The organism is Paenibacillus sp. MBLB1832 (genome assembly GCF_032271945.1).
Taxonomy (GTDB): domain Bacteria; phylum Bacillota; class Bacilli; order Paenibacillales; family NBRC-103111; genus Paenibacillus_E; species Paenibacillus_E roseopurpureus.
Genome location: NZ_CP130319.1, coordinates 4,939,736 through 4,964,437 on the forward strand (window position 1 = coordinate 4,939,736; position 24,702 = coordinate 4,964,437).

Sequence of the window (24,702 nt, forward strand, 5' to 3'; positions counted from 1 at the left end):
AAGGAAGATTAGGGACGCCAACCAACCCCATACTCTTCCTTTTTTGTATGTTATTTTTCGCTGTTATTCCCACGCACATCATTGGACTTGAGCTGCAATTTCGCGTTATACAACGTATTGTTCTCGATGGTATACGGCCCCGCGCCAACGCCTGCATAGAGGGAGGAGATGCCTGCCGCCGCTCGATTCGTCCTGATCGTATTCCCTGTGATGATCGCCTGGAGAATATCACTAGGCTTATCCTTCTGCCAGAGATCATTTAGCGCAATCACGGCAGCTGGATAATCTGCTGACAGACTCATGGCTTCCAGGGTATTGTCGATGATTTTGACCGACTTGGCTGCATGAACAGCAATCGCCGACTTATTTCCTGAAATCGCGAAGGAAGAGTTGCGGATGGTGAAGTCCAGCAAGGCATGATCCGCGCGCAAGCCATTTCCTTTTATGGTACAGCCATTGAAGAGATAGGTGTTTCCATTTACCAAGGCAGGTCCCTCTACACCTTTACCCTCTGGCGCCTCAAACACACAATGATTATAGGTCCCTGGCGGAAGATCGATACCGTACGTGGCATTATAGCCGATGACTTTGAGATTATCGAAAATATTCCCTTCCAATGCTTCGCCTGTTACGGCTCTCAGCTTAGGTGCTCCTTGAATCGTGACATTCGTCAGATGAACGGGATTTTTCCAAATCGTCAATCCAGCATCAGCCGCAGGGTCTGTGATGTTGATTTGAATATCTGAAGCGGTCACACCATATGGTGTTAAACTGCTGATCGATAGAAGAGCGTTGGTAAACACCATGCCTTGGATATTGATGTGTGTCCCATCGAAATGCGTCATAGCATCGTTCATCGTATTCCCGATAAACGATACGTCATGACTCGCATGAATCGTCGTACCGTCGAAATGATTATCCTTGATGACGGCTCCTGTGAAAGGATCCGATACGGCAAGCCCGATTGCCCCTTTAGACGCCAAATGATTGTTCTCCACGAGAGCATCCGATCCATCATAGAGAATCAAATCATATCGTGTATTGTTATAGAAAGCGTTGTTCCTAATCTTGACATTCTCATTAATATTTCCGTTATCTCCCGCACCGCCTTCCACATCAATGCCAGCCATTGGCGCAGTGCCATTGGAACCGCCGATATCATGGAAAGAATTATGCTCGACGAGGATGTTTTTGCCGCCATTAATCGTTAATCCTTGTCTTCGATTAAAGGAGGATTCGGAGTTCTGCACCGTCACATTGGTCGATTGCACCCGATTCCATATTTCCACATATTGACCGCTTTGCGTCTGCCCTTTGAAAGTCAACCGAACAGCCTTAGCTCCATCTGGAATGCTTACATATTTCCCTTGGCTTTGCTGTTTCACATGGGACAAGAAGCTTCCGTCCCCTCTATAGAAGAAGAGGTCATATTCATGAGGAAGTTTACTCCCATTGTCGACAATTAAGGTATGGGTTAAATCAAAAGTCGGATGCGTGATCGCATAACTCACTTTGGTCCTGATTTGGGAAGCGTCGTTGACTAGATCGCCCGTTTCGTCGACGCCACCTGTCTCAAATCCCGCCTCATAGACGTCTTGCATGAAGTCGCCGCCTCCGCCGACACATAGCCCGTCCCCTGTAAAATTATAAGTCTTCACGCCGTCAATTCGGGAGTCGATCGCGCCTTGGAATAAAACGCCATAGCCGCTCTCATGCGTGCCGCCGCTTGAATAATCGTGCGTGTCCCGATCTCCGCGATAAGTACCTCCTTTGATCACGGCATTCTTGACACCTACGCCAAGATGCAGCGTCGAATAATCCTGGAAGCCATTCGTTTCCTTCTGGATAACCGCTTGATCATCCAACTCAAAGGTCATATCGCTAACCATATTGATCCGCCCATGCGGATCGATCGTGCCATTTTGCCCCTTTGCAATGAGATAGGTACCCGCAGGAACTCGAAAAACGGTATAGCCTTGATCATGCGCCCATTGCAGCGCTTGATTCAGACCATCCGTTGTCTCGGTGGGATGTGAGTTATCATTGTAAATGTGCCAGCGCTCCAATTCGAGCGCATACACGTTTCCTTCCTGCTCTTTTACTTCCTCCTCTTGCTGCGGCACAGCGGTGACGGGCAATGCTGTTTCTGACGAGCTTGATGAGCTCGGTGTGTTCGACAAGGATTGCAAAAAAAGGATACATGCAGCGTAAAACAGTACTAACATTTTTAACATTTAAACATACCTATCTTTCATCATATTTGGTTGCCTCAGCCATCGTTTAAATCACTTGCATGGTAGCAAAGCTATTAAGAATAAGCTGATCTGGCCGAAGAAATGCGTGGTAATAGTTATAATTATTCCTTTTCATTTGTAAGAGCAACGCGGGGTTACTGGCTAATTCAATGGTTTGCTTGACACACTCCTCTACATCTGTGAATTCCAAATAATGGTCATTCGATTTGAACCCAGGGACCTGGTAGCGCAGTCGTTCGGAAACGATCCCTTTACTCGCAGCTACATATTCACCTAATTTCCAGCCGTTCGATCCGAACAAACCCATCGTAGCAAGACAAATGTCCGATTCTTTCACTAGCTTCATAAAGTGTGTGCGGTTCGTCTTCGAATCGTCTAGGAGGCAATCCGAGTAATGTTTTCTGGCATACTCCCTTTGTGAAAATCCACCAATAAATCTAGGCCCAAAATGGTTACGTAATTCGCGGATGCATTGTGCTCGTCTATCATCGATCACTTTCGTTTCTTCCATTGAAAGATCGTCCACCTCCTCACTCCAGGTACGGGTAGCAAATAAAATACGTGGTTCACCTGTTTGCTCTTTGGGTTGATCTTCAAAGTGCTCGACATAAAATTTCTGATGATAGTTTTTTCCTATTTTTTCCTTTAAATACCATTTTGTCTTTTCTAGTATACTTCCGTCAAGAGGTTTATCCAAAATATTATTTTTTACCGTAACGTGATAATTTAGACCTAACGGATGTATACGTGAAGCGAAAGGATACTGGTGATGCAGTTCTTGATTAAAACTTCTTTTAAAATAATAATCCGCTCTTGCAGCATAGGCTTCTACACGCTCTTGATCAAACGTATATCCATCCGCCATATCGTATAAAACCTTAATGTCATTATTAATAGTGGCTTCGACAATGGAGACGAACGGGAACTCGTCCGATTGATGAATGTCTAGCTCAATCAATTTCTGTTCATGAAGCATGATGAAACCAGCAAGGATCTGACTGATATGTCCATCACCTTTACGTTTGGCTATATTCAAACGACATTTCATCCAACCACGACCTTCTTCTTAACATGGAATTTACCCAAAAGCCCTAAGCAAATTCCCCATAGATATTTAAACTCTGTTCTTTTATAGAATACAATGATGTAGATCAGATTCGGAAGCACGAGACTGACCGCTGCTTTCAGTATAAATGAGCGCCAGCTCTCTCCACCGATGAAACTGGACACATAGTAGGTCACGATACTTGTGCCAACGCCGATGAGCGCGTAATACCCGTAACTAAAGAAATAATGAAAGATCGACTTATGAAAAATTTGTTTATAGACGAAGTAAGGCGTTGTCCAAAACGGTATGAGCATCGCACTGATTAGGGTGCCGATGAATACACCTGCAATCCCTAAGTATTGCACCAGCACAATCGAACAGACGAGATTGATTGCCGCTTGCAGCAGTGGTACATAACGATCCTCATGGAAAATGCCTGCCGTAGTTTTTACAGCGCTAATAGAATTTCTCATGCCTCGTTCATAGAAGGTAACCACAAGAACAAGCAAGACGAAGTTGTCCATGAGGAATTGTGGCCCAATCCATATCGTAATCAGAGGCTCCATGATCACGTACAACACAATGGCAAACATCGAATACAGCCAGAAATTAAGCAGCATCGTAACCTTATACACTTGAAAAATGGTTTCTTTGCTCTCCTTGGCCACCAGGTTGCCAATGCTATAGTAGATATTATTGAACACCTGATTAATAAACGTCCGGCAGATCTCAATGAACATGAAATAATTCGAATATAATCCGACCGCCGCCACATTCACATAATACGAAATGATGAGGTTGTCCGTACTGTATATCAGATAAGTGCCAATGTTTTGGAGCACGATTGCTTTGACATTTTTGAGAATACTACGCTTGGATGTTAGGTCCAGCTTGCTGGTTACTTTCTGCTTCAAGAAAGGATACATCCGTCCAACGACATAAAAAAGAATGGCTGAATTAATGACCGTAATCGTGCTGTCGATGATGAGGAATAAAATATAATTTTGCGTTCGATATAAAATGCCGATTTTCAATGAGGTCGACAAAATAGATGAAACGGAGAAAATGCCTGTTGCAATATAGCTTTTCTGATAAACATTCAACAAGTTTGTTCTATATGTAAATAAGTAAGGGATCGCTGTGTTTAGTAAAAATAGGATATAAATGACATAGAGATGCTGTATGCTCGTATCTTTCGTAAAGAGATGAAGAAAAGGAAGCACCATTAGACCTAACAGAAGAATAATACAGGAAATGATTGTATACGTCTTTTTATACAACTTCATCAGAACGTTAATTTTGTGCTCATCATTTTCCGCTACCGGTTTATACAAACTATAAATAATACTCGAGCCAATGCCTGCCTCTGCCAAGGAGAGCATCGCGAGTATGTTCGTAAATAGCCCATTGATCCCCAGATAATCGAGACCTAGGGTTTGGATAAACACCGTCCTGGAGAAAAAGCTTAACAACGTAATGATCAGTTGATTTCCGATGCCTACTGAAATATTAATGATCGAATTTTTCACTCTCATGAGGATCTCCGCGTTTCTATATCATATTTCTACTGCTACTCATTCATCATAGCCAAAATCATTCTGCAATTGCGCTTGAATCTCACTAATTTGTTCTTGCGTCTTGTACGGCCAATATGTATCGAAGACTGGCTTCACCTGTAGGTTCGCGCGGTGCTTCTCGATGTAATCGGACGTTTTGCCGATGATACGAGCTGGATTCCCCGCAACGATGCAATTATCAGGAATCGACTTCGTCACAATGGAGCCAGCAGCCACGATCACATCGTTCCCGATGGTCACATTGCATAGCACCACACTATTAAAACCGATAAATACGCGATCCCCAATGATCACTTTCCCAATTTTCGATTTCCCAATGTACGCTTTGGTGCTGGCATCATGCGCAAGAATGGTGCTATTGGTGATCGTAACATCATCTCCGATCTCAACCAGCCAGCAGTGTCCCTGATCAATCAAGCTATTGTAGAAGCCAAAATTTTTCCCGTATTTCAAGCCTCTTTCCTTCAACAGCTCTAGCTCAGTTTTGGGAAATAATTTGTTCTTCACACGAACTCTCACGGATGTTAGCAATCTGTTCAGCACGAGCGTCACCCAACCTTTGAATGAACTTGGACATTCATTAAGCGAATACAGAAGCCTTGGGTAAAAGGCAGCACATTAAACAACATGGAGTACACCCCAATATCCTTCGTGTCTCCTTGCGAGAAATCGACGGCTCCGCTTCTTCGGGTCGCTTTCATTAAGTACTGAATCGCTTGATTTGCGCTCGCCTTGCACATTTCCGATATCGCTGGAATTTGCGAAGCATTCAACATGAACCAGCCAAGTGTGGCCGTGGTTGAAGAATCTGGTATACTTTCTTCCCGCGTCACGGTCCAGTTCCAATTGCCTTGCTTCTGCTGAAACACGACGGCGGACTTCGCGAATTGAATGATGCTCGCTTCCAGCAACGGCTTTCTCTCGTGGCCTTCTGGAAGTTCGTTCCAGGCGTCGATCAGACCGATTGCGAACCATCCTAGTCCTCTTCCCCATCCGTAGAGCCCTAGCGGCATTTTGCTATCCACTTGATAGGCGTGACTTGGTATATGGTGACCTTCTAGCATGCCATACTGCTCATATTGTTTAATCTGACGAACGGCAAGCTCGACGCATTCTTCCTTGCCATATCGGATCCCGTAGGCGACGAGGAAGGGACAGATGAAACCGATGGTATCCACATAGCGGTATTTCCCCATAAACGTACGATAAAGCACAGAACCCTCTTGCCCGATATGGGCGCGAATGAGCTCCCAGGTAGCATCTAATGCGCCTCGATAACGATCTACATCGATGAAGTCCAACTTCATGATCGCATACGCAAGAATCGCGGTGTCCACATGCTCCGGCTTCTTAAGCCAGTTGCCTTCGGCATCCATCTTGCTGGCAAGGAAATCCTTGATTTTCTTCGTTGTGTCCGCAGGAGCGTCGTTGCGTTTCACATATTCCGCTAACCCGAGAAGCAACGCCGCTTCTTGCCAATGCTGAATGGACGTCCGGGTATAGTTTCCTTGCATCATATCAATGGCAATCAGCCTGGTTTGATCCGTGACTTTGATTTTCGGTGTGCGTGACAACCATTTGATCCCGATCGACGTGATTGATTGATTCCAGATCTGTTTATCTTGATATCTGCCGATATGAATGCGGTTGACCCAGTCCAGCCCTTTGGGCACGAGATCGATCAAGGCAACTACGGCAATGATGACCACCACAATTCCACTTATCCATTGCAACATCACGCCTTCGCTTCCTCTCTCTATCACATAAATAACTGATATAGTTTGTAAATTTCGGATTCGGTGCCTAGCATTTCCTTGCCGAGATTGAAGACGATTTGTTTCCGTAATTCTTCGTTCTCGATGATTTCTTTGATGCCTTCACATACAGCAGCGGGTGTCATTGCGACGATGATGCCGTTGAATTTATTTTTGATTTGGTCTTTCGCGGTCGTGAAATTCGTGACAACAATCGGCTTTTGAAGAATTTTCGCCTCATCAATCGCAATCGATTTACCCTCGAATTTCGAAGGCTGCACATAAATATCCGCTTCGCGAATGTAGGGATACGGATTCTCTTTGATACCTAGGAGAATGAACGTCTCTTGGAGATTATGCTGCTCAATCAGCTTCTCTAGCCGTTCTCGCTCCTCCCCTTCACCGATGATATACCACTTTACGGGGTAGCCTTGTTGAACAAGCTGCTGGCAAGATTCAATCGCGAGCTCAAACCCTTTCTGAACATTCAATCGTCCCACGGATACAATCGTGATATCCCGATCCTTCAGATTCACCTGTTCCATCGCAAGCTTCTGAATTGCCGAAGGCGAGACAATGTTATGCATGACTTCGATATGATCGCTGAGGTTTGGGAATCGTTCACGCAGAATATGACCGCACTCTTCCGATACTGTGACCAGATAATCCAGTTTGTTGAAGTACACTTGATCCAATTTCGGATCCATGCCCAGCTTGTCGTAGTCGTTGTGAATGAAGCCGATTTTCTTGGTAGCTTGAACCTTATCAATGCAGAAATAGATCGGGTTCTTCTCCAGATAACCGACCGCGATATCATACTTGGTATCAATGTTTTTTAAAGAGTTCGCCAAGTACTTCCATACGCGCTGCTCGCATCTCACCCGATTTTTTTCACTCACATAAATACTGCCTGCCAGCAATCGCAAAATGGCAATCTTAAACTGGCCCCTCCTCAGGCAATGAAGCACTGCTTTCCGCATCGACATATCGAAAAACCGATACTCCGCAGGCTCTGGGAGCAGCCTGACCTCAGGGGGCAGCTTGGACAGGAATAACCCCGAATGCCGTAGGAGATACACATCGACCTCATACTGCGAGTAATCGAGTGTCTCTAATAACGAAATGAGCGCCTTTTCGGCTCCGCCACAATTGAGATTGTTCATAATAAACAGAATTTTTTTCTTCATTATCCGACCATCCTACTAGATAATTTCGTATAGTTTATTGACTTCTTCTTCTGTGCCCATCTTCTCTTGCGACAAGCTGTGAATGAGTGCTTCTCTTAATTCTCCCTGATGAAGAAGTTCAATAATTCCGTTAGCTAAGCCCTGTTCATTCATGTCCACAATCAGCCCATTCACGCCATCTGTGATCTGATCCTTCGCTGATTCATAATTCGTGACGACAATCGGCTTGTGCAGGATTTTGGCCTCATCAATCGCGATCGATTTCCCCTCATATCTGGAGGGCTGCACGTACATATCGGCATGCTTGATGAAGGGGTAGGGATTCTCCTTAATGCCTAACAGAATGAAAGTATCTTGAAGATTCAACTGGGTGATCATCTTCTCCAGTGCTTCCCGTTCATCACCGTCACCCAACACATACCACTTGATGACATGACCTTGACTTTTCAATAAGGCGCAAGCTTTAATCGCAAGATCAATGCCCTTCTCGCTGCTCAATCTAGCGATCGTCACCACATTCGTAAAGCGCTTATCAAAGGGTAACGAAGTGACACTTTCCCGAAGCGATTCCATCAGAATCCTCTGCGGAGAAACAATGTTCTGAATGACCGTAATTCTGTCCGTCAGCTCACTAAACGTTTCTTTCAACGATTTAGCACACTCATCGGAAACTGTCACCAACTTATCTAATTGTTTGAAATACGGCGCATCCAGCCTCGCAATCATGCCAGAATTCGAATAATTGGTATGAATCCAACCAATTTTCTTCTTCGCCTTCACGCGATCCACGATGTAGTAAATGGAGGATTTCTCGAGGTAGCCAATCGCCACATCGTATTCCTTTTCCATTGTACCGAAGGATCGCTTCATATAGGCCCAGGAATACTGCTCAGAGCTTGCTGTATTTCTCACCAAACGGTTCGTTACAGCGAACATCAGCCTGGCATACGCCAATTTGAACTGCCGCTGAGCCAGCAACTTTAACATCGAAGGTACGATATGCTCCGAGAATGCAGGGTGGAGATTAGGCAAGTTCACCATATGTACACCGGGCGGGATCGATTTCATGAAGGCGCCGGTTTGGCTGAACAAGAGTAAATCAACGTGAAAGCGAGTGTAATCAATTTGCGACAACAAATTAATGAGACTCTTCTGACCGCCGCCGGCTAGTAAGCTTGGCATCACAAACAATACGTTTTTTTTCATGGTATCCCTCATCGGTCTTCACATCTTATTTCGCTAATGCGTGTAAATACTCGACGGCTTTGTAGGACATCATCTTCATACGAGGAATCGCACTGCGCAGCGTCGTCTGGATTTCTTCCTCTTCGATCACCATTTCGTTGAAGCTTTGAATCAGCTTCCGACTGTCCGAGATGTCATCAATGCTGAGAACGAGTTTCTCTTCGCCGAAGATATCCTTAGCAATGCCTTTTGACTTGACGCTATATCCTAAGACAAGCGTCGGAACGAAGTTCGAGTACGCCGCGATCGTTGCGTGCGTTCTAGCTCCGACAAAAAATCGCATCCTAGCGATATACCCCTTATACTGAATTGCTGTCAGATTGCCAGGCAGCAGGATCACACGTCCTGTATGTTTAAATGCTTTCCAATATTCCTCAAGAATCTCGTAGTCGTTATTTCCTCCTTCGATGACATGAGGCGTTAGGGCAATCGTCATCTCGGTCGTCGCGAGAATATGATGAATCAGATCGCGAACCGCCTGCCCGGCTTGTGGATTTTTGCCTGCGACGAGGGGACTGAAATTGAGTCCAACCGTGTTGCCGGCTTGCCAGCCTTGCGGCAGTGCCAGTTCCTCTTTTTCCATCGTAAAAGCAGGATCTGCACATAATTCAACATTCTTGAGACCGCGGCTTCTTAGCATATGATAGGTTAGCGTTTCTCTAGCCAGAATGAGGTCGAACAATTTTAAATCTTCCAGCTTGCGTTCCGACATATCCTCTGAACCGATCGAGCAGCCCCACAGAACGAGCTTCTTCCCTTGTGCCTTCACTCTACGGTTAATTTCGTACCACCCTGGCTGCTCACCGTAGCAGTAGTTGTCTCCGCCGATCGATAGGCACACGTCCATGGTTGGAATATGTTTCACGATGTTGGAGTTCATCTTGCCGAGGGCATAGGATTCATCCTTGAACAATTTCACTTGCAGCGAAGAGCGAAGCCAGGCAAATGAATATTTCCGAATGTGCTGGGTGGAGCCATCATAAATCCCGTCTAATTTCGTTAAAATGTGATCAGTCTCCGGTTTGGCAGAGGCCAGATACACTTGAGCGCCCTTCATTTTCTCTTTAATTATGTTTGTGGAAGATCGTACAATCGCTTCGCAGCCTCGGTTTAAGCTGCCATTGTGGGCGAACATCATAATTCTCATCATCGAAACTCCTTTAGTCTAAAAGTGATTTCTCAACCTGCTATACGTTGTCGCACAATACAGACCTAGTATGGATCGTCTGCGAATCATTTCGATCATAAATTTCTCATAACGGTTTAACGTTCCGTTCGCTTCCTCCCAGAAGTAGGGTAAGGCTTCTCTTACTTGTGGATTACGAATCATGTGCTGAACGTAACGCAATCTTTGAATGAGGCTTATTTCCTTGGAAGCTCTCGCGTACATGGAGATGATGCCCAACACGCTTTGAATCAGCTTGAACGATTTTAGCCGCATCATTTTTGCGGGATCCATCGTGCTGGTGCGAATCTCTGGGGTCTCTTGTGCAAACACTTCCAGAGCTCGTTGGAAGTAGTCCTTATTTCGTAAGTTGCGCGTTGCGCTCCCTACAACATCACGGTAATGGTAGCCCGCGTAGTTCATATACATGGCACGCGATGCGTGACTAAAAAACTTTCGATTAAACACGCCATCCTCGCCTAAAGCGACTTGTTGTGGAAACTTCAGATCCTGCTCCACAATGATGCTGCGTTTATACAGCTTGTTCCATACGGAGTTGAGATCATCGGACTTTAAGAAATAGGCCATGATTTCTTCCTCCATATAGGCTTTATCGAGAACGGTATCTGTGGGAAAAGGAAACGTCATCAGGACTTGCCTGCCATCCAGCTCACTGACGAAATTGGAAATGACCACATCACTATCGCTCTTCGCGGCTGCTTCATAAAGCGTGTGAAACATCGCTTGATCAATCGTGTCGTCCGCATCCACGAAGCCGATATACACCCCAATTGCAGCCTGCATCCCGGTGTTTCTGGCCACGCTCACACCTTGATTCGGTTGATTGATCAACGTAATTTGAGGCTTATCTTGCCTATATGTTTCAATCAGTTCCTCGCTTCGATCGGTGGAACCATCGTTTACGCAAATAATCTCGATCGCTGGCAAACTCTGATTCACAATCGAATCCAAGCAAGCAATGATATAGTTTTCAGCATTATAGACTGGCACGATGACACTTAGTGGACATGGTTTCATTCGCTACATCACCCCATACAGCTTCTCCAGCTCATTCACATTACTGAAGTCTTGCTCCTTTAAATATGTTGAGAACTGCGCTCTTAACGCTGCATCGCGATACAACCGCTCAATCCCATCGGCAATGCCATCAGCACTCAACTCACACATCATGCCTTCAACGCCATCGATAATTTGACTGCCAGCTGTTGCATAATTCGTAATCAGTATCGGTTTACCTAAGATTTTGGCCTCGGTCACCGTTACGGCTTTCCCTTCATAACGCGAAGGCTGCACATAGACATCGCACGCCTGGATGTAGGGATACGGATTCGTCTTCTTCCCTACGAGCAGGAAACTGCGTTCCAGCTTGTTCTCTGCAATCAGCTTGCGCAGCTCGGACTCATAACCGCCATACCCGATGACCAACCAACGAATATGGGTGTAGCCCTTATCATGCAGCTTGCGTAAGGCGGCAATCGCCATATCAAATCCTTTGACATACGACAACCGGCCCACCGACACGAGTGTAAAAGCTGCTTGGTCCGCTTGATCCACTTGCTCCGCAAGAGGAGTAACGTCATTCGCCATGTTCTTAATGAACGTTGGTGAGGAAATATTCTCAATCAACATGATCTTCTCGCGCAGCATCGGATACGTCGTTAGGAACGCATCCGTGCAAGCTTCTGAGATGGAAGCAATCGCATCGTACTTGTTCCATACAGCTAGATCAATGCCATTGTCGATTTCTAGCTCACTATAATCGGTATGAATCCAGGCGATCTTCTTCTTCGCCGATACCTTGCTGGCGACAATATCATGAGGCCATGCATAGCTGATCGCGAGATCATAATGCTTCTTAATTGGGGGCAAAATGCGTGTCGTCCACTTCAAATCCAGCTGCATCTGAATATAGCCAGGACCTTCTTTGAGGCGGCGTCTCCGCGCCTGCGTCCCTGCAACCGATTTGCTTAGCATTCGGATCAGCAGCGCCGAGTAGCGTCTTTCCCGTACACATTGGCGAACCGATTTGCGAAAGACGGTATAGGCTGGAATTTCGGGCAGAACGTTCACTTCTGCCGGAATTAAACTCATAAAGTCACCGGAATGATGGCAGATGAAGAGATCGACCTCTACCTTTTCATAATTCAATCCCTCCAGCATATTAATTAAACTGCGCTCTACGCCGCCAATCTCCATATCGAAAACAGAAATGAATAGTTTAGTTCGCATAGGGGATATAACTCTTTTCTCGTTTATTTAGAAAGACCGTGTTCGCTGGCACATGCCCTTTCACCACGCTGCCTGCCGCAATGACGGCGTTATCGCCGATATACGTATCGCGCAGAATGACGACATTCGATCCGATCCACACGTTGTCACCGATGATGACCTCGCCACGAATCAGATGATCACCTGCGGTGTGCCGATAGTTGTGATCGTGATCGTTAATGCTGACGTGCGGAGCAATCTTTGTCATCTTGCCGATCGAAATGCGATGCGCACAGTTGATATGGCAGCTGTCATTGATGAATACCTTATCTCCGATCCGCAGCTCGCCATGTTGATCAACACGAATGCTTGTATGCTTGCGAATGAACACGAATTTACCAATAGTGATTCTGGCATGCTTGCTGAATGCGACGATTCGGCTGTTCGATTCAAGGGAGAAGATCGTCGATTGTATATTTGGAAAATAAACCAGCTTATTCAGATAGGCCCTCAAGATGCCTACCGCATGCGACAGAAACATAAGAAACGTGTAGTATAAGCCTCTGCCGCGGCTCTCTGCGGCCAGCGTGTTCACAATTTTCCGAAGTAGTGTCATTTCAAATACCCTCGTATTCTGGCAATATTATGTCCGCCGATCAGTCTAGCCAGCATCATCTTCAGTTGTGTCTTTCGTCTCTCTTTCGGTGGGAGCCAGCTTTTGTAGAAATGATGTAAGGTGTATGTGTGTGAAGTCATGAAGGTTTGGCAATTGATGTAGTCGAAAGGGGAGAAATACGTTTGCGGGTAAAAGGCCCCGATGCCCGGCAGCTCTTGAAATCGCCCGTCGGCTTGAAGCCCAAGATCGATAAGCATCTTTGTAATCATTGCTACATTCGTTAGTGAGTCGAAGCTGCCATCCGCTCTAAGAAATGGTTTATCCTCATAGGAGTCCAAAAACAACTGAATGAGCTTGCTTCCCTTCTGTGCGCCAATCGTGCTTGTCGCAATATAATTCGCTTGCTCGAAGCCCCAGAACGTTTCGTGGTGCAGAAGATTGTCAAAGGATTGGAAAACTTCCACATCCGTGTCCAGATAAATACCGCCATGGTGATAGAGCGCGTAGACTCTCGCATAGTCGCTGACGAATGCGAATTTTCCAGCAGCATACGCTTCTCTCGTATAACGATGTGCAATAATATCCAAATTCGTTTCATTCCATTCAATGATTTGATAGTCAGAGAGATGCTGCTTCCAGCTGGCCAGGCACCGTCGCACGATATCTGGCTTGTCTTTGCCTCCGAACCAGCAATAGTGAATGATTTTCGGAATTGTCATAAGCAAGTGCTCCTTGCCCCAGTTAAATTAGCGGAAATATTCTTTATAAAGAACAAACATAGAAAAAAAAGAATCAAACAACTCATATCCCTATAATAGTTCTTTATAGAGAACATGTCAACCAATGTCTTTTCTACTGCTCACGTTGTGACCGTTTGCTTCCTAGTCCTTCTCCATGCCCATAAGAAAGGCCTTAACGGGAAGTACAAGAACTGTGCAAATTTCGGTAATGCCAACGTTTCGACATCTTCTGGATAAGGGTACATAAAGCTCAGAATGAACCATACTTTGTTCGAAGTCGACATCAGGGAGAAGAGATGACGCTTATGATAGATTGATACGTCCACAGGCACGGGATCGGTATGAAGATTGACCATTTGGCGCAGGTAGAATAGGGCGTCTTTCGCTAACTGGCGCGGACGCTTGCCATCGGTAAGGGCATACAGCTCTGGCGGCAAGGATGTGCGCAGCAGCTGTGAGGTGAGAAGCAGCGCTTGAGCGGCGATATGTAGATTGCCATATCGGTGGAACGCTTGAATCAGCTCAGCCGCATCCAGCTTCTGTTTCACCATTTGGTCCATATCGACGAGCCAACGCAGCCTTGACCAGCCGTGACGTGAGCCGTGAATCGCCAGGAACGCGAATAAATCCTCTTTGCCCAAATAGTATACAGGGCTGCTCGTAATCGAGGAGAGGCGTTTGCGCTCCCACAGCTCTTGAAAGCTGGGCTCTTTGGCAGGTCCAGGCCCTAGGCGCCAATGGATTTCTACCGTCGCTTGCTTGCCAGCATGAAAGTAGGTAATGTGATGATGCCGCCATTTCCAATCGCCCAGTACCATGAGCGGACATTCGATCTTCTCGTAGTGCATCCGTCGAAGCAGACCATCTACGCGATCCAGATCCTGAAAAGGGACAAGAATGTCCAGATCTCTGGAAGTTCTCAGCGAAACATCCCCATACAAGTCTGCGGCCAAGACGGGTCCTTTCAGCACAATGGAAGGAATGCCGCCGCCTGCCATTTCCTTGCTGAGCAGCTCCATTTCGGCGCTGAGATGCAGCATTTGAAACGCATTCTTCTGATAGTGCTTGCGCAATGCGTCCAAGACATGGGAAGGTACCCAAGGTACTTTCATCATCTTCATCTTCCGATAGAGATCAGGATACACGCGATGATGCATCGCTAGTTTCATGAACAGGTCCCAATCGATATTCACCATTCTCGCCTGCTCAAGAGGCGATAGATGGCCGTCACAGGTTAGAAGCGATAACATAACGCGCAGCTCTTGCGGGAGTTGCGATAAGTCTAACTGAAAATCATTGTTCATAGGACTCACTCAAACCTCCGTCTCTTCCTTCATCCGAAAGACTTTATAGCCTCGATTACCCATGCGGCATCACAATAACCTGCTGCTCCAGCAAATGATTCAACAGACTCTTCTTCTCTGTCGCTAACTGCCCAAACTTGCCGTTCTGAACAACGACTCCGCGATCTACAACGATCACTTGATCGGCATTCCGAATTGTCGACAGGCGATGGGCAATGACGATGATCGTCATTTTACCTTTTAATTGATCTAAGGCAGCAAGAATTTTCGCTTCATTCTCCGTGTCAAGTGCGCTGGACGCTTCATCCAGGACGAGAATCGACGTCTTACGCAGAATGGCTCTGGCCAACACCAGCCGTTGTCGTTCACCGCCGGACAGCCGCACGCCCCGATCACCAATGAGCGTATCCATGCCTTGCGGCAGGCGTCTGACGAATTCGGCTGAAATCGAGAACTCCAGCGCTTCCCACAGTTCCTCTTCGGTCGCCTGCGGTTTAATCATAAGCAAATTCTCGCGAATCGTTCCGTTAAAAAGAAAAGGATCTTGCGGCACATAGGAGATAGATCGTCGAAAAGCCAGCAAGTTTTCGCGGGTCAGCGGAACGCCATCGATACAAACCTGGCCTTGGTCAGGCTGTAAAAGTCCCATCACAATATCGATCAAGGTACTCTTCCCTGCACCTGAACGTCCAACAATCGCGGTCGTTTGGTTCGCAGGAATGTGTACTTGGATATTTTCAAGTTGATACGCCAATTCTTGCTTATTGTAGCGGAAATAGACATTCTGACACGAGATTCCTTGATGAACTGGCATTGGCGTTGATTGCTTCACAAGTTCTTTCTCGTTATATTCCATTGCGCCTGCACTCTCTTCCTGTAACAGAAGGATAGACTGAAACGCAGGGATACAGGAGGCAATTTGCTCCAAATTGGACTGAATGCCTGTAAACCGCGGCCAAAGTCGCGAAAAAATTAAAATAATTAATACCAACTGACTAGGTTGTGCCTTAAATAGTTGAATAGAAACGAAAATAAGGGATGCAATGAGAAACGTTGATGTAATTTTATAAAACGTTTGCGAATGATTTCGAATGGCGTTCATTTTAAGTTGTTCCGCTTCAATTCGTTTGCACCAATCACGCAACCAAGCAATTCGTGATGCTTCTAAAGAATTGCTTTTAATATCCTTAACGCCGTTGAAATGATCCGATATGCCGCCGAGATAGCTTTGAGCAATTTCCGTGCTTTCTGTGCCAACCATTCTTGATTTTTTAATCCATCTTCGTGAGAAATAGGCGAGAATCGTGCCAGCGACGATGACAAATAACGTAATCGATGGAGATAACCAAAAAGCAATTCCAATTTGAATCCCTGTAAAAATAACAGCGGTTATGAACTGAAGAAGGAGATTCGTCCCTCTCACAACGCGACTTAGCTCTTCCGTCAGGGCGTTGATGAGGTCCGATTTTCTTTTGCTCATAAAAAAAGCCCAATTCGCTTGTAATAAGGAGCGATAGGTCTCCATACGAATATGATTGGTAAATCCCATAAGGATGCGTAAATTTCGATGATTTAAGTTTTGCTGGAGCAGGGTTTGACAAGTAATTAAGAGCAGATAAGCCGCTAATAGAATGGCAAGACTCCAAGCAACAGGCATATGCTGCACAATGCCAGCTAGCTTTGAGATTGGGTTCGAGCTGTTACTAATGCTAATAACACCGCTTATACTAATTAGAGGAAGTAAGAGAAGGATACCCGCTCCTTCCAGTAAACTGACTATGACCATGCCAATGACATTCAGATATAGTATTTTCCCTGCAAACACATGCAGCTCTCTTGCAAAATGTAAGAGTTGCTTCAATTCCTGACCCCCTATACAAACCTCGCTCACCTGAATATAGCCCCTATACGTTGTTAGGTATAAGGGCTGATGTCATAACGTGCAATTCCTAACTATCGTGCGTTAAATGTAAAAATGGAAAGTGACAATCTATGTAAAAACCATCAACATCGTTTCCGCCCTCACCAGCCATCGTCATACCAACATCTAATGTTTCTAACTCAGGTTTTTGCCAATTTTTTTGCATCGTATCACCTCCATTCAAGGGTTATCCTTTACCATTCACCTTTTCGTAAATGTACCTACCACTGTAAACCTTTTCATTTCTTCAGCACCCGTGACATAGTAGGGACCGCATCGCAGCCATGCATGCGCAATCATTCGTCCATGTTCATCCTTGGCTGTGCCAAGATACAATGTACTATGCATCTTACGCTTGCTCAGCATTTTCATACCTGTCAGAGCCCTTACTAGGCATTTACTATCCCAAATCGTATACGAACTCATCGTCTGAACAGCGACTGCCACTTTTGCAACGACTCTTTTATCCAAATAAGGCACTTCTAAGGGGGACTCACCCATCTCCAGGCCCATTCCTTGTACCACTCTTGCGAATGGCAATGATTTAAGTATCCGAGCCCATCCCAGATACATATAAGCTTCCATAAATAAAAGCATTGTTGTCGTATCCAATTGAAACATTAATTTAAATTTGTGAAGGGATAATCTCCTACTTTTCATCAACATGAATAAGTTCTTCTTTCAACAGATGATTCAGAAAACTAAGAACATGCTCCTCACACTGTTCTTTCTCAACTTGATATTCCGCAGTCAAAACATATACGAGTTGTGATACAGCAATAGGTGTTTCAATGAGGTCCCAGATGCGACCCCCGACTTCCCCTAAGTTGTAATACTTGCTATTGGCCACATGTAACATCACTTTCTCTCCACCCATATCGCTAACGATGTTTCCTTTACCCTGCTCAACGGTATCAACGATTGTAATTGCGGCTTGTTTAAGCATGATTATGATTCCCCCTTTTGAATGGTGTCTAGTACCAATGAGACAAGTTGCCCTGCAGTAAAGCCGTTAACCGGGCGTTCTAATTGAAAGATTTTCACATACTCGGATAGTTTGGCAGATGTTTTAAAATGCCAATCCACTAATCCTAACTTTCCTAGTAAGGATTGACGATACGTATGATTATACAGCCGATACAAGCCTTCTAAGTGTGGAATGGGTCGTAGGTTAACACCATCGCCTGTTGATTTCACAAGTTCAAATACAGCCGCTAATGGAATAGGTTCCGATGAAAAACTCGAAACTACAGGCACCGTGTATTTGGTTTCTCTCTGGTAAATGGGGCTGAATTGACTCGCATCCATCCCGAAATGGGACAAGCTTTCCTGCCATAATTTCTGCTGAGGATAGGAGGGTGTTACGAATGGTATTGAGGCAGACGAGAATGAGACTGGAATAACATCATCGCTAAGAAGGGAATAGCCTTGGTTAATAAAGGCTGAAGCCAGTGTCGATTTGCCAGCGCCTGAATGTCCGACGAAGGCATAGGCCTTGCCGTTGATTGCTATCGCACTGCCATGCAAGGGCAGAATACGCTTCTGGAGTAAAATAATTCCCATGCAAGTGCCGAGGAGATAGAGTCGAATCTTCGATTCTTCCGCTTCCTTGACAGGAGAAACGGTTATATATTTCCCATCTTGAATGGCATAAATCGCAGTATCCGCGACTCGGAACATCACGCGATCCTCGGTAATGCAAATAGTTTGATGAGGAGCAACTTGTTCTGCCCATTGCTCGGTTAAATCACCGAAGGTTATGATAACTTCTTCCTCGTCGTGAATATCACTGGCTGGCAGCAATTCTGGCAAATGAATGTCGCTTACAATTTTTAACCCAAATGCCTGAAATTTGACTCTTTCTTGTGTTTTTATCATTAAGCTCACTCCAACTGCTCTGTCAAATTTGTAAGAATAGCCCTTATACTTTTAATTCGTATAAGGGCTCATCGATCGCTTGCGAACTACTTGGAAAGTTGACTAGCTATGGTGCAATTCACCAAACTCATCTGGATCAGATACGAATTGATCTAAGAATTGAAGACCAGGCCCTGCCATTGTCATGCTCAAATCCAATGTTTCTAATTCTGGTTTCGACCATACTTTTTGCATACTATCACCTCCTTTACGAAAGTTTCCTGAGAAATCTATATACAATAAGGCTTCTCATCAAAATTTTAAAATCTGCATCAAAGGCGTAATCTGCCTTAGGCTCTTGATACTTCGATAGAGCATTCTGTAGCAACGGCACATTTAAGACTTCGGAAGCCAGCGGATCATGGCTTAGCTGCTGTATCTCCTCGATAAAGGCTCGCCAGGATGGCCGCATGCGATGGATCACATCCGCTCCTTGAACACCTCGCGTACGTTGATTTAATCGAATGTTATCCGGCAGATGGTGTTTCATTGATCTGCGAATGATCGAACGATCATATCCCTTTTGAACGAATTGCTCGAGGGGAAGCGATAAGCAGAAACGGACAACTCTTAGATCGTTCGTGGGGTCCCGTCCGTGAATTTTGTATCTCAGCGCGAGCTTTGAGCTGCTTGTGGTACTTGTACTCCACAAGTTCAACTGTTGAAAATGTTTCACGCGTTCCTCGTGCACATTACGAGATTCCAGTGTTCCCGTGCTTAAACCTTGCGATTTAAGCTTATCCATGACTCCTGTTCTTCGAGCAAACTCAGGACTAATGAGCACTGGCAGCGTCTCTTGTTCAACTAAATTTGAATTCGTAAACAATCTTTGAAGGCCTGGGAAAGCTTTTTGGGCTGTGACTTTTAAAATTCGTGCCCTGCCCACGCCGATATTCTCACTGTACTTGCTCACTTCGTCATAAAGGTGAATCCAATTGAGCTTGCGCATAAGTGAAGCATAGTAGCCCATTGCTGGCCCCCACGAAACAGTAAAGTTTCCCCGCGCACCGCTCAAAAGAATGCCAATGTTCTGCTCACGGGCTCTTTCGTAAATCCCTTTGATCCAAACCGAATTCTCGAAAAATTTATAGGGCATTTCCATAATATCAAGCCATTCATCCAGTTCGGACAGCGCGCTTTTACCTGGAAAGTCCAAATATTGATCGGATATATTGCCAACATGATGGATTGTTGATTGAATGTATGGCCTCTCGTTTGCCACTCGATATTTACGAGTCCAGTCTGTGAATGAATCTTCCGGAACTGAGCTGTACGTATATAACGTCTTATTCTGCTTCTGCAACGCTTTAGCCGCAAAGCTTACAACGGAGCCGGAATCCAGACCACCGCTTAGCTGAGACCCCACATTATGGTGAGTTCGCAGCCTCGCTGTTACTGCGCTTCGGAAGACATCACGAAATGCTTCCTCATATTCTTCATTGGATTTCAACTGCAATGGTTTTTCATTCGTAAAAGAGTTGTATTTGGTTAGCGTTATAGATCCATTGGCAACGAGGATGCTATGTGCAGGCGGAATCTGTTTAATTTCCTTGTACACCGATGACATAACATCCACCGTATCAATGATATTGGGGATAGCCAAATACTCGGCCAACCAATCCTCATTTAATTTTCGCTCAATATAAGGCAAGGTCAGCAGAGGCTCTATCGTGGTACAGAACGTGAAGTAATCTTGATTCTGGTGGTAATAGAGGGTTCGGCTGCCTGTAAAATCTCTAGCTCCGAATAACAACGCGTTTCGTTGATCCCAGATCATGAAGGCGTAATCGCCGATTAAGTGCTTCGGTGTTTCCCCTCCCCATTTGCGATACGCAAGGAGAAGGAGTTCACTATCGGTCATGCCTGAGCGCCTGCCTCGTTCTACCTGGAGCTGATTGAACAGCTCATCGCGATTATCGAGGATGACGTCCGACGTAATGGCCAGCCCTCTTTCATGATCGTAGAAAGGTACGATTTCCCCGACCGATTCTGGTGTGATCCATTGCGCATGGCATCCTAGGAAAACGTGATCATCGCACCATGCCCGACTGTCATCAGAAGGAAACTTCTCTAGCGCCTTCATGAGGAGTGCACCATGCTCGATCGAAACGGGTGCATCTTTCATTTGAAAAATACCGGTTATCGCACTCATAGATCCTCCGACTTCTGTTCCGCGTCGTTCTTTGAAGGAAACGCTAACGTGTGTCATTTCTCGAAAACGTTCTTTATAAAGAACATTTTTAGAATATCATCTTCTTTTCAGCCTGTCAACAACTTATCTTGTATTTTCTGTTTGAAGTTTTTAGCCTGACCATTGCCGCTTTTACGTATGTTGAACCAGACCGCGATCGATCAGATCCTGCAGAAACGCCTCAATATCCGCTTCCACGGTTTCATCCACAAATTGAAATTCTTTACGTACAGCATCGCTAATCGAGCTCACCGTCTGGGTTGTATGAAGCATAGACCAACAGAACCCCCCAACGCCATTAAGCTTCGTTAAGCTATACGCATCGGTGTTCAAAATAATCCATTCTTTATCCAGCTGGATAGACTCATAGTCATTCATGCGAAATAAATCCGCCTGATTCCGTTTGGTTGCAGCAGCACCGTCTACAGAGACGGGCTGCTGACTTAAGACCATGGGACGCGTATATACTTTACGCTGTGTGGTGATTTCATGATCCATTGTAACTCTCTCCTATCGTTTCCATGTTTGGACTAGTCTTCGCACCTCTCCAAAAGGTGTATCCATAATCTCATACATGCGAAGGCTTACCGAGCTCTCATAGCGATCCAAATCAAAATTCAGCGTCTGCATGCCGCTAACGACTTTATTATCGCCCGTAAACGTTAGAAGCTTAGACGTCATGACGCGATTGCTGCCATCAACGGCTTCAAATCTAAGTTTGGAGTAGCTTTGATCAACGACCGCTTCATCCCCCATCCCAACATCAAGATCGATATTCAACTTGTAGGTATATGAGCTGCCTTTGCCACTATTATAGGAAGAATCGATCGTCCAGTTGTTCACTTTCACGTCGAACGGATAGAAGGCAAGTGAAGAATCGCCAACATCCGAGACAACCTTGGTCTTGAAAGCGGCAACGGCAAATTTAAAGGATGCCACTTTGGAGCTATCCAGAATCTCCATCGCTACCCCATCACCCGTTTCTGAGTTAGGCACGATATACGAATAATAGATGACATACCCAATATTCGGGATCAACGTGTCTACCTTCGTATCCTGCCGGATCCCTGCATATTTCTTGCCGCTGCTGCTCGTTAGCAAGGAATCAAAATGAGGCACTTGAACAGGGCCACCGCTTTTATTCAGCATTTTGAACTTTGCAACAACTGCTTTGAAGCCACCGCCAGTGCTCTCACTCATGCGCAAATCAACCAGAGAGACCTCAACATCCGACTGGACGAAGTCACTTAACGGGTCAAATTGAATCGGTCGATTCCATGTATACGACGGCAAGCTATTCATAAAACGCTGCGTGCTCGCAACGCCTCCAAGTCCAATCGACAAGCGTCCAATGAGGAAGGAGCTGACGGTTTTATCTTCAGAGACAAATGTTTCTGGTGTCAAAATGAGCAAGCTCTTCAGATCCGCTTTATTCTTAACGGGAAGTGCATAGTGAATATACGTTTTCTCCCCAGGTCCTAGCAGGACAGACTCCTGTTCCAGTCGTTTGCCACTGAAAACCTTGGCATCTGACTTTCCATTTACTCGAAAATCGGGCAAAGCTGTTTTCTTCGTGCCCACGTTCGTGGCCATGATGCCGACGACAGTTACCAAGCCTTCCGCGGAGTTCTGTTCGCCAAGGCTTACAGGCGTATACGCAATCGCGTCCGATAAAGCTGGAATCGTGAACGACTCGTCCCACTTTTTAATATGCTCGAGATCTGTTACGTCCGCCTTATCGCCTTTCCATTCCTGATCAGCGATCGGAACAGACGTTACGCGATTAACTTGTTTCGGATACACGAATTCATCAACATCTAACCAAGAGATTTCACTTAACGAGAACTCGTCATAGCGATCAATCGTATTCATGTAGCTTAACTCGATCGTTTCTCTAGGCTGAATATTTCGTGGATTCGCTTGACTCGGACGCATGATATATTCCAAGCCTTCATCCGTTTTTACACGTACTTCATACTCAGGGACGCCAACTAAACGAGAGCCTACATTTGATAAACGAACAACGGCGCCTAATCGTGTTCCATTCGCTGTTGGTTCGTTGAGGATGCTCTTAACCTCTACTTGAAGAGAATCCGTAAGCTGATATTTCGTTGGTGTCGAAGCCTGAGTGTATTTCGCATCCGCAGCAGCTTGGAAAGTGGCAGAGGGAATTACTAAAGAGGCTGCGAGAATGAACATGATCGTCGTTTTTTTCCAATTTATTTTCAAGTCAAGTCACTCCATTATCGTTTATTGCTCTTCAATGGCCGTCATTTGCACTCGCTCTTTATCCATTAATGCACTTGGATTCGTTTTCACAACCAAATCCCCTTCTTTCAACCCTGTCAGCACTTCTTGGTTCGACTCGTTGAGTCTGCCCAACTTGATGCTGCGCTTCTCTACCGTATCGCCGGAAAGGACGAACACGAACGCATTATCGCCCTCTTTAACGATACTGTAAGTAGGGACGGTTAACACGATCTGATCGCTCTCGTCGGAGAGCTGCAGCTTTATTTTCATGCCTGGCAGCAAGGCGGCATCTTTATTTGGCACTTCCAGGTTGATCTCATACGCTTTGGTTTGAGGATCAACAACCTTTGCCAAGTAGCTGATCGGACCGCTGAATTTTGTTTTACTGCTAGGCAGCAAATAGTTCATCGCGGTTTTACTGCTAGCCAGCTTGGACTCCTCTTCGGAGAGCTGCGCCTTAATTTTAATCGGATCGAGCCTTTGGATGGTGGCAATTTGCGTTCCATTTTGTACACTCATTCCCGTATCCAATGGCATGTCCATCAAAAGACCACTAGCCGTCGCTTTCACTTCCAGGTTTTGCAGCGTTTGTTCCGCTTGTTGGAGTGCTAGCTGCGCGCCTTTGAGCTGAGTCTCGAACTCCGCGGCAACATCTACGGGTTCGTAGATGCTCTGACGCTGTTTGGCTTGATCGAGATCTAAGCGTGCGTTCATCAGCTGTGTTTCCATTTGGAACAGCTGCGCTTTGGTTGCAAGGCCAATATCATAATCGTTTTTCATTTTGTTATAGCTGCGCAAAAGGGTCGTCATCCCTAATTCCATCTTCTGTATCGAATTATTCATCTCGGACTTTTGGATATCGGATTCCTTTTTGGCTTTCGCTTTGGCTTTATCCATGGCGTCTTGCACATTTTTCAGCGCCGTCGCGGCCGCATCGCGCTGAGCTTGCACATCGGCTGATTTCAATTTGAGGATCGGTTCTCCCTCGCGAATCATTTCGCCGCGCTTCTTAAGAATTTGCTCAATTTCACCGCTGGCCTTGGCCGTGACATTGAATTGTGCGGAAGACAGCACTTCGGCCACGCGTTCCCCTGGATCACCGATTTTTTGCTTAATGACTTTGAACACTTTCACACTCTTCATAGCCTGATCATTATAGACCGACTTAGCATTGGAATTTTCGAGGGCTGTATCGGAGCAACCCGCAAGAATGACCACACTAAGTGTCAAAATACCGACCATTTTTAAGGCTCGCCTTTGCGGTTTTCGTCTTTTTTGTCTCATTCGCTATAAACTCGCTCCC

General features: G+C 45.6%; 23 protein-coding genes. All 23 read right to left on the bottom strand.

Annotated features, from left to right (window positions below; all coding sequences use genetic code 11):
* Nucleotides 1-50: 50 nt before the first annotated feature.
* The 23 genes from MJB10_RS22265 to MJB10_RS22375 all read right to left on the bottom strand — a co-directional run bounded on the left by MJB10_RS22265 (nt 51) and on the right by MJB10_RS22375 (nt 24,683).
* A complete protein-coding gene (locus tag MJB10_RS22265; protein WP_314798614.1) occupies nt 51-2,234 on the bottom strand; it encodes a right-handed parallel beta-helix repeat-containing protein in 2,184 nt (727 codons plus the stop codon).
* Between the two features lie 46 nt (nt 2,235-2,280).
* Nucleotides 2,281-3,303 carry a glycosyltransferase family 1 protein gene (locus MJB10_RS22270; RefSeq protein ID WP_314798616.1) on the bottom strand — a complete coding sequence of 341 codons (1,023 nt, stop codon included), beginning with the start codon at nt 3,301-3,303 and terminating at the stop codon, nt 2,281-2,283.
* Nucleotides 3,300-4,838 carry a lipopolysaccharide biosynthesis protein gene (locus tag MJB10_RS22275; protein WP_314798618.1) on the bottom strand — a complete coding sequence of 513 codons (1,539 nt, stop codon included), beginning with the start codon at nt 4,836-4,838 and terminating at the stop codon, nt 3,300-3,302. The genes MJB10_RS22270 and MJB10_RS22275 overlap by 4 nt, the downstream gene beginning before the upstream one ends.
* A gap of 39 nt (nt 4,839-4,877) precedes the next feature.
* Complete coding sequence (locus tag MJB10_RS22280; RefSeq protein WP_314798619.1) at nt 4,878-5,399, bottom strand: acyltransferase; 522 nt, start codon at nt 5,397-5,399, stop codon at nt 4,878-4,880.
* Between the two features lie 29 nt (nt 5,400-5,428).
* On the bottom strand, nt 5,429-6,619 hold the full coding sequence (locus MJB10_RS22285; RefSeq protein ID WP_314798622.1) for a glycoside hydrolase family 88 protein: 1,191 nt from the start codon (nt 6,617-6,619) through the stop codon (nt 5,429-5,431).
* A gap of 20 nt (nt 6,620-6,639) precedes the next feature.
* Complete coding sequence (locus MJB10_RS22290) at nt 6,640-7,821, bottom strand: glycosyltransferase (RefSeq protein ID WP_314798624.1); 1,182 nt, start codon at nt 7,819-7,821, stop codon at nt 6,640-6,642.
* 15 nt (nt 7,822-7,836) lie between these two features.
* Nucleotides 7,837-9,027 carry a glycosyltransferase gene (locus MJB10_RS22295; RefSeq protein WP_314798626.1) on the bottom strand — a complete coding sequence of 397 codons (1,191 nt, stop codon included), beginning with the start codon at nt 9,025-9,027 and terminating at the stop codon, nt 7,837-7,839.
* Nucleotides 9,028-9,052: 25 nt separating this feature from the next.
* Nucleotides 9,053-10,213, bottom strand: coding sequence for a polysaccharide pyruvyl transferase family protein (locus MJB10_RS22300; RefSeq protein ID WP_314798629.1), 1,161 nt, complete (start codon nt 10,211-10,213; stop codon nt 9,053-9,055).
* An 18-nt stretch (nt 10,214-10,231) separates the two neighbouring features.
* The gene (locus MJB10_RS22305; protein WP_314798631.1) at nt 10,232-11,269 is read right to left on the bottom strand and encodes a glycosyltransferase; all 1,038 of its coding nucleotides are present in this window, start codon (nt 11,267-11,269) and stop codon (nt 10,232-10,234) included.
* Between the two features lie 3 nt (nt 11,270-11,272).
* Nucleotides 11,273-12,481 carry a glycosyltransferase gene (locus MJB10_RS22310; RefSeq protein ID WP_314798633.1) on the bottom strand — a complete coding sequence of 403 codons (1,209 nt, stop codon included), beginning with the start codon at nt 12,479-12,481 and terminating at the stop codon, nt 11,273-11,275.
* On the bottom strand, nt 12,471-13,076 hold the full coding sequence (locus MJB10_RS22315; RefSeq protein WP_314798635.1) for an acyltransferase: 606 nt from the start codon (nt 13,074-13,076) through the stop codon (nt 12,471-12,473). Before MJB10_RS22315 ends, MJB10_RS22310 begins: the two co-directional genes overlap by 11 nt.
* Nucleotides 13,073-13,795, bottom strand: a complete 723-nt coding sequence (locus MJB10_RS22320; protein ID WP_314798638.1) for a glycosyltransferase family 32 protein — start codon at nt 13,793-13,795, stop codon at nt 13,073-13,075. Before MJB10_RS22320 ends, MJB10_RS22315 begins: the two co-directional genes overlap by 4 nt.
* A gap of 140 nt (nt 13,796-13,935) precedes the next feature.
* Complete coding sequence (locus tag MJB10_RS22325; protein WP_314798641.1) at nt 13,936-15,120, bottom strand: nucleotidyltransferase domain-containing protein; 1,185 nt, start codon at nt 15,118-15,120, stop codon at nt 13,936-13,938.
* 55 nt (nt 15,121-15,175) lie between these two features.
* Nucleotides 15,176-16,981 carry an ABC transporter ATP-binding protein gene (locus MJB10_RS22330; protein ID WP_314798644.1) on the bottom strand — a complete coding sequence of 602 codons (1,806 nt, stop codon included), beginning with the start codon at nt 16,979-16,981 and terminating at the stop codon, nt 15,176-15,178.
* Nucleotides 16,982-17,069: 88 nt separating this feature from the next.
* Nucleotides 17,070-17,207, bottom strand: a complete 138-nt coding sequence (locus tag MJB10_RS22335) for a paeninodin family lasso peptide (RefSeq protein ID WP_314798646.1) — start codon at nt 17,205-17,207, stop codon at nt 17,070-17,072.
* Between the two features lie 35 nt (nt 17,208-17,242).
* A complete protein-coding gene (locus MJB10_RS22340; protein ID WP_314798649.1) occupies nt 17,243-17,662 on the bottom strand; it encodes a lasso peptide biosynthesis B2 protein in 420 nt (139 codons plus the stop codon).
* A gap of 28 nt (nt 17,663-17,690) precedes the next feature.
* Nucleotides 17,691-17,987, bottom strand: coding sequence for a lasso peptide biosynthesis PqqD family chaperone (locus tag MJB10_RS22345; protein WP_314798652.1), 297 nt, complete (start codon nt 17,985-17,987; stop codon nt 17,691-17,693).
* A 2-nt stretch (nt 17,988-17,989) separates the two neighbouring features.
* Nucleotides 17,990-18,919 (bottom strand): aldolase, encoded by a 930-nt coding sequence (locus MJB10_RS22350; protein WP_314798654.1) that lies wholly within the window; start codon nt 18,917-18,919, stop codon nt 17,990-17,992.
* A gap of 102 nt (nt 18,920-19,021) precedes the next feature.
* A complete protein-coding gene (locus MJB10_RS22355) occupies nt 19,022-19,153 on the bottom strand; it encodes a paeninodin family lasso peptide (RefSeq protein ID WP_314798655.1) in 132 nt (43 codons plus the stop codon).
* 13 nt (nt 19,154-19,166) lie between these two features.
* The gene (locus MJB10_RS22360) at nt 19,167-21,110 is read right to left on the bottom strand and encodes an asparagine synthase-related protein (protein WP_314805822.1); all 1,944 of its coding nucleotides are present in this window, start codon (nt 21,108-21,110) and stop codon (nt 19,167-19,169) included.
* Between the two features lie 171 nt (nt 21,111-21,281).
* Nucleotides 21,282-21,647 (bottom strand): PqqD family protein, encoded by a 366-nt coding sequence (locus MJB10_RS22365; protein WP_314798658.1) that lies wholly within the window; start codon nt 21,645-21,647, stop codon nt 21,282-21,284.
* Nucleotides 21,648-21,659: 12 nt separating this feature from the next.
* Nucleotides 21,660-23,378 carry a hypothetical protein gene (locus tag MJB10_RS22370; RefSeq protein ID WP_314798660.1) on the bottom strand — a complete coding sequence of 573 codons (1,719 nt, stop codon included), beginning with the start codon at nt 23,376-23,378 and terminating at the stop codon, nt 21,660-21,662.
* Nucleotides 23,379-23,399: 21 nt separating this feature from the next.
* A complete protein-coding gene (locus MJB10_RS22375; RefSeq protein WP_314798662.1) occupies nt 23,400-24,683 on the bottom strand; it encodes an efflux RND transporter periplasmic adaptor subunit in 1,284 nt (427 codons plus the stop codon).
* Between the last annotated feature and the right edge of the window lie 19 nt (nt 24,684-24,702).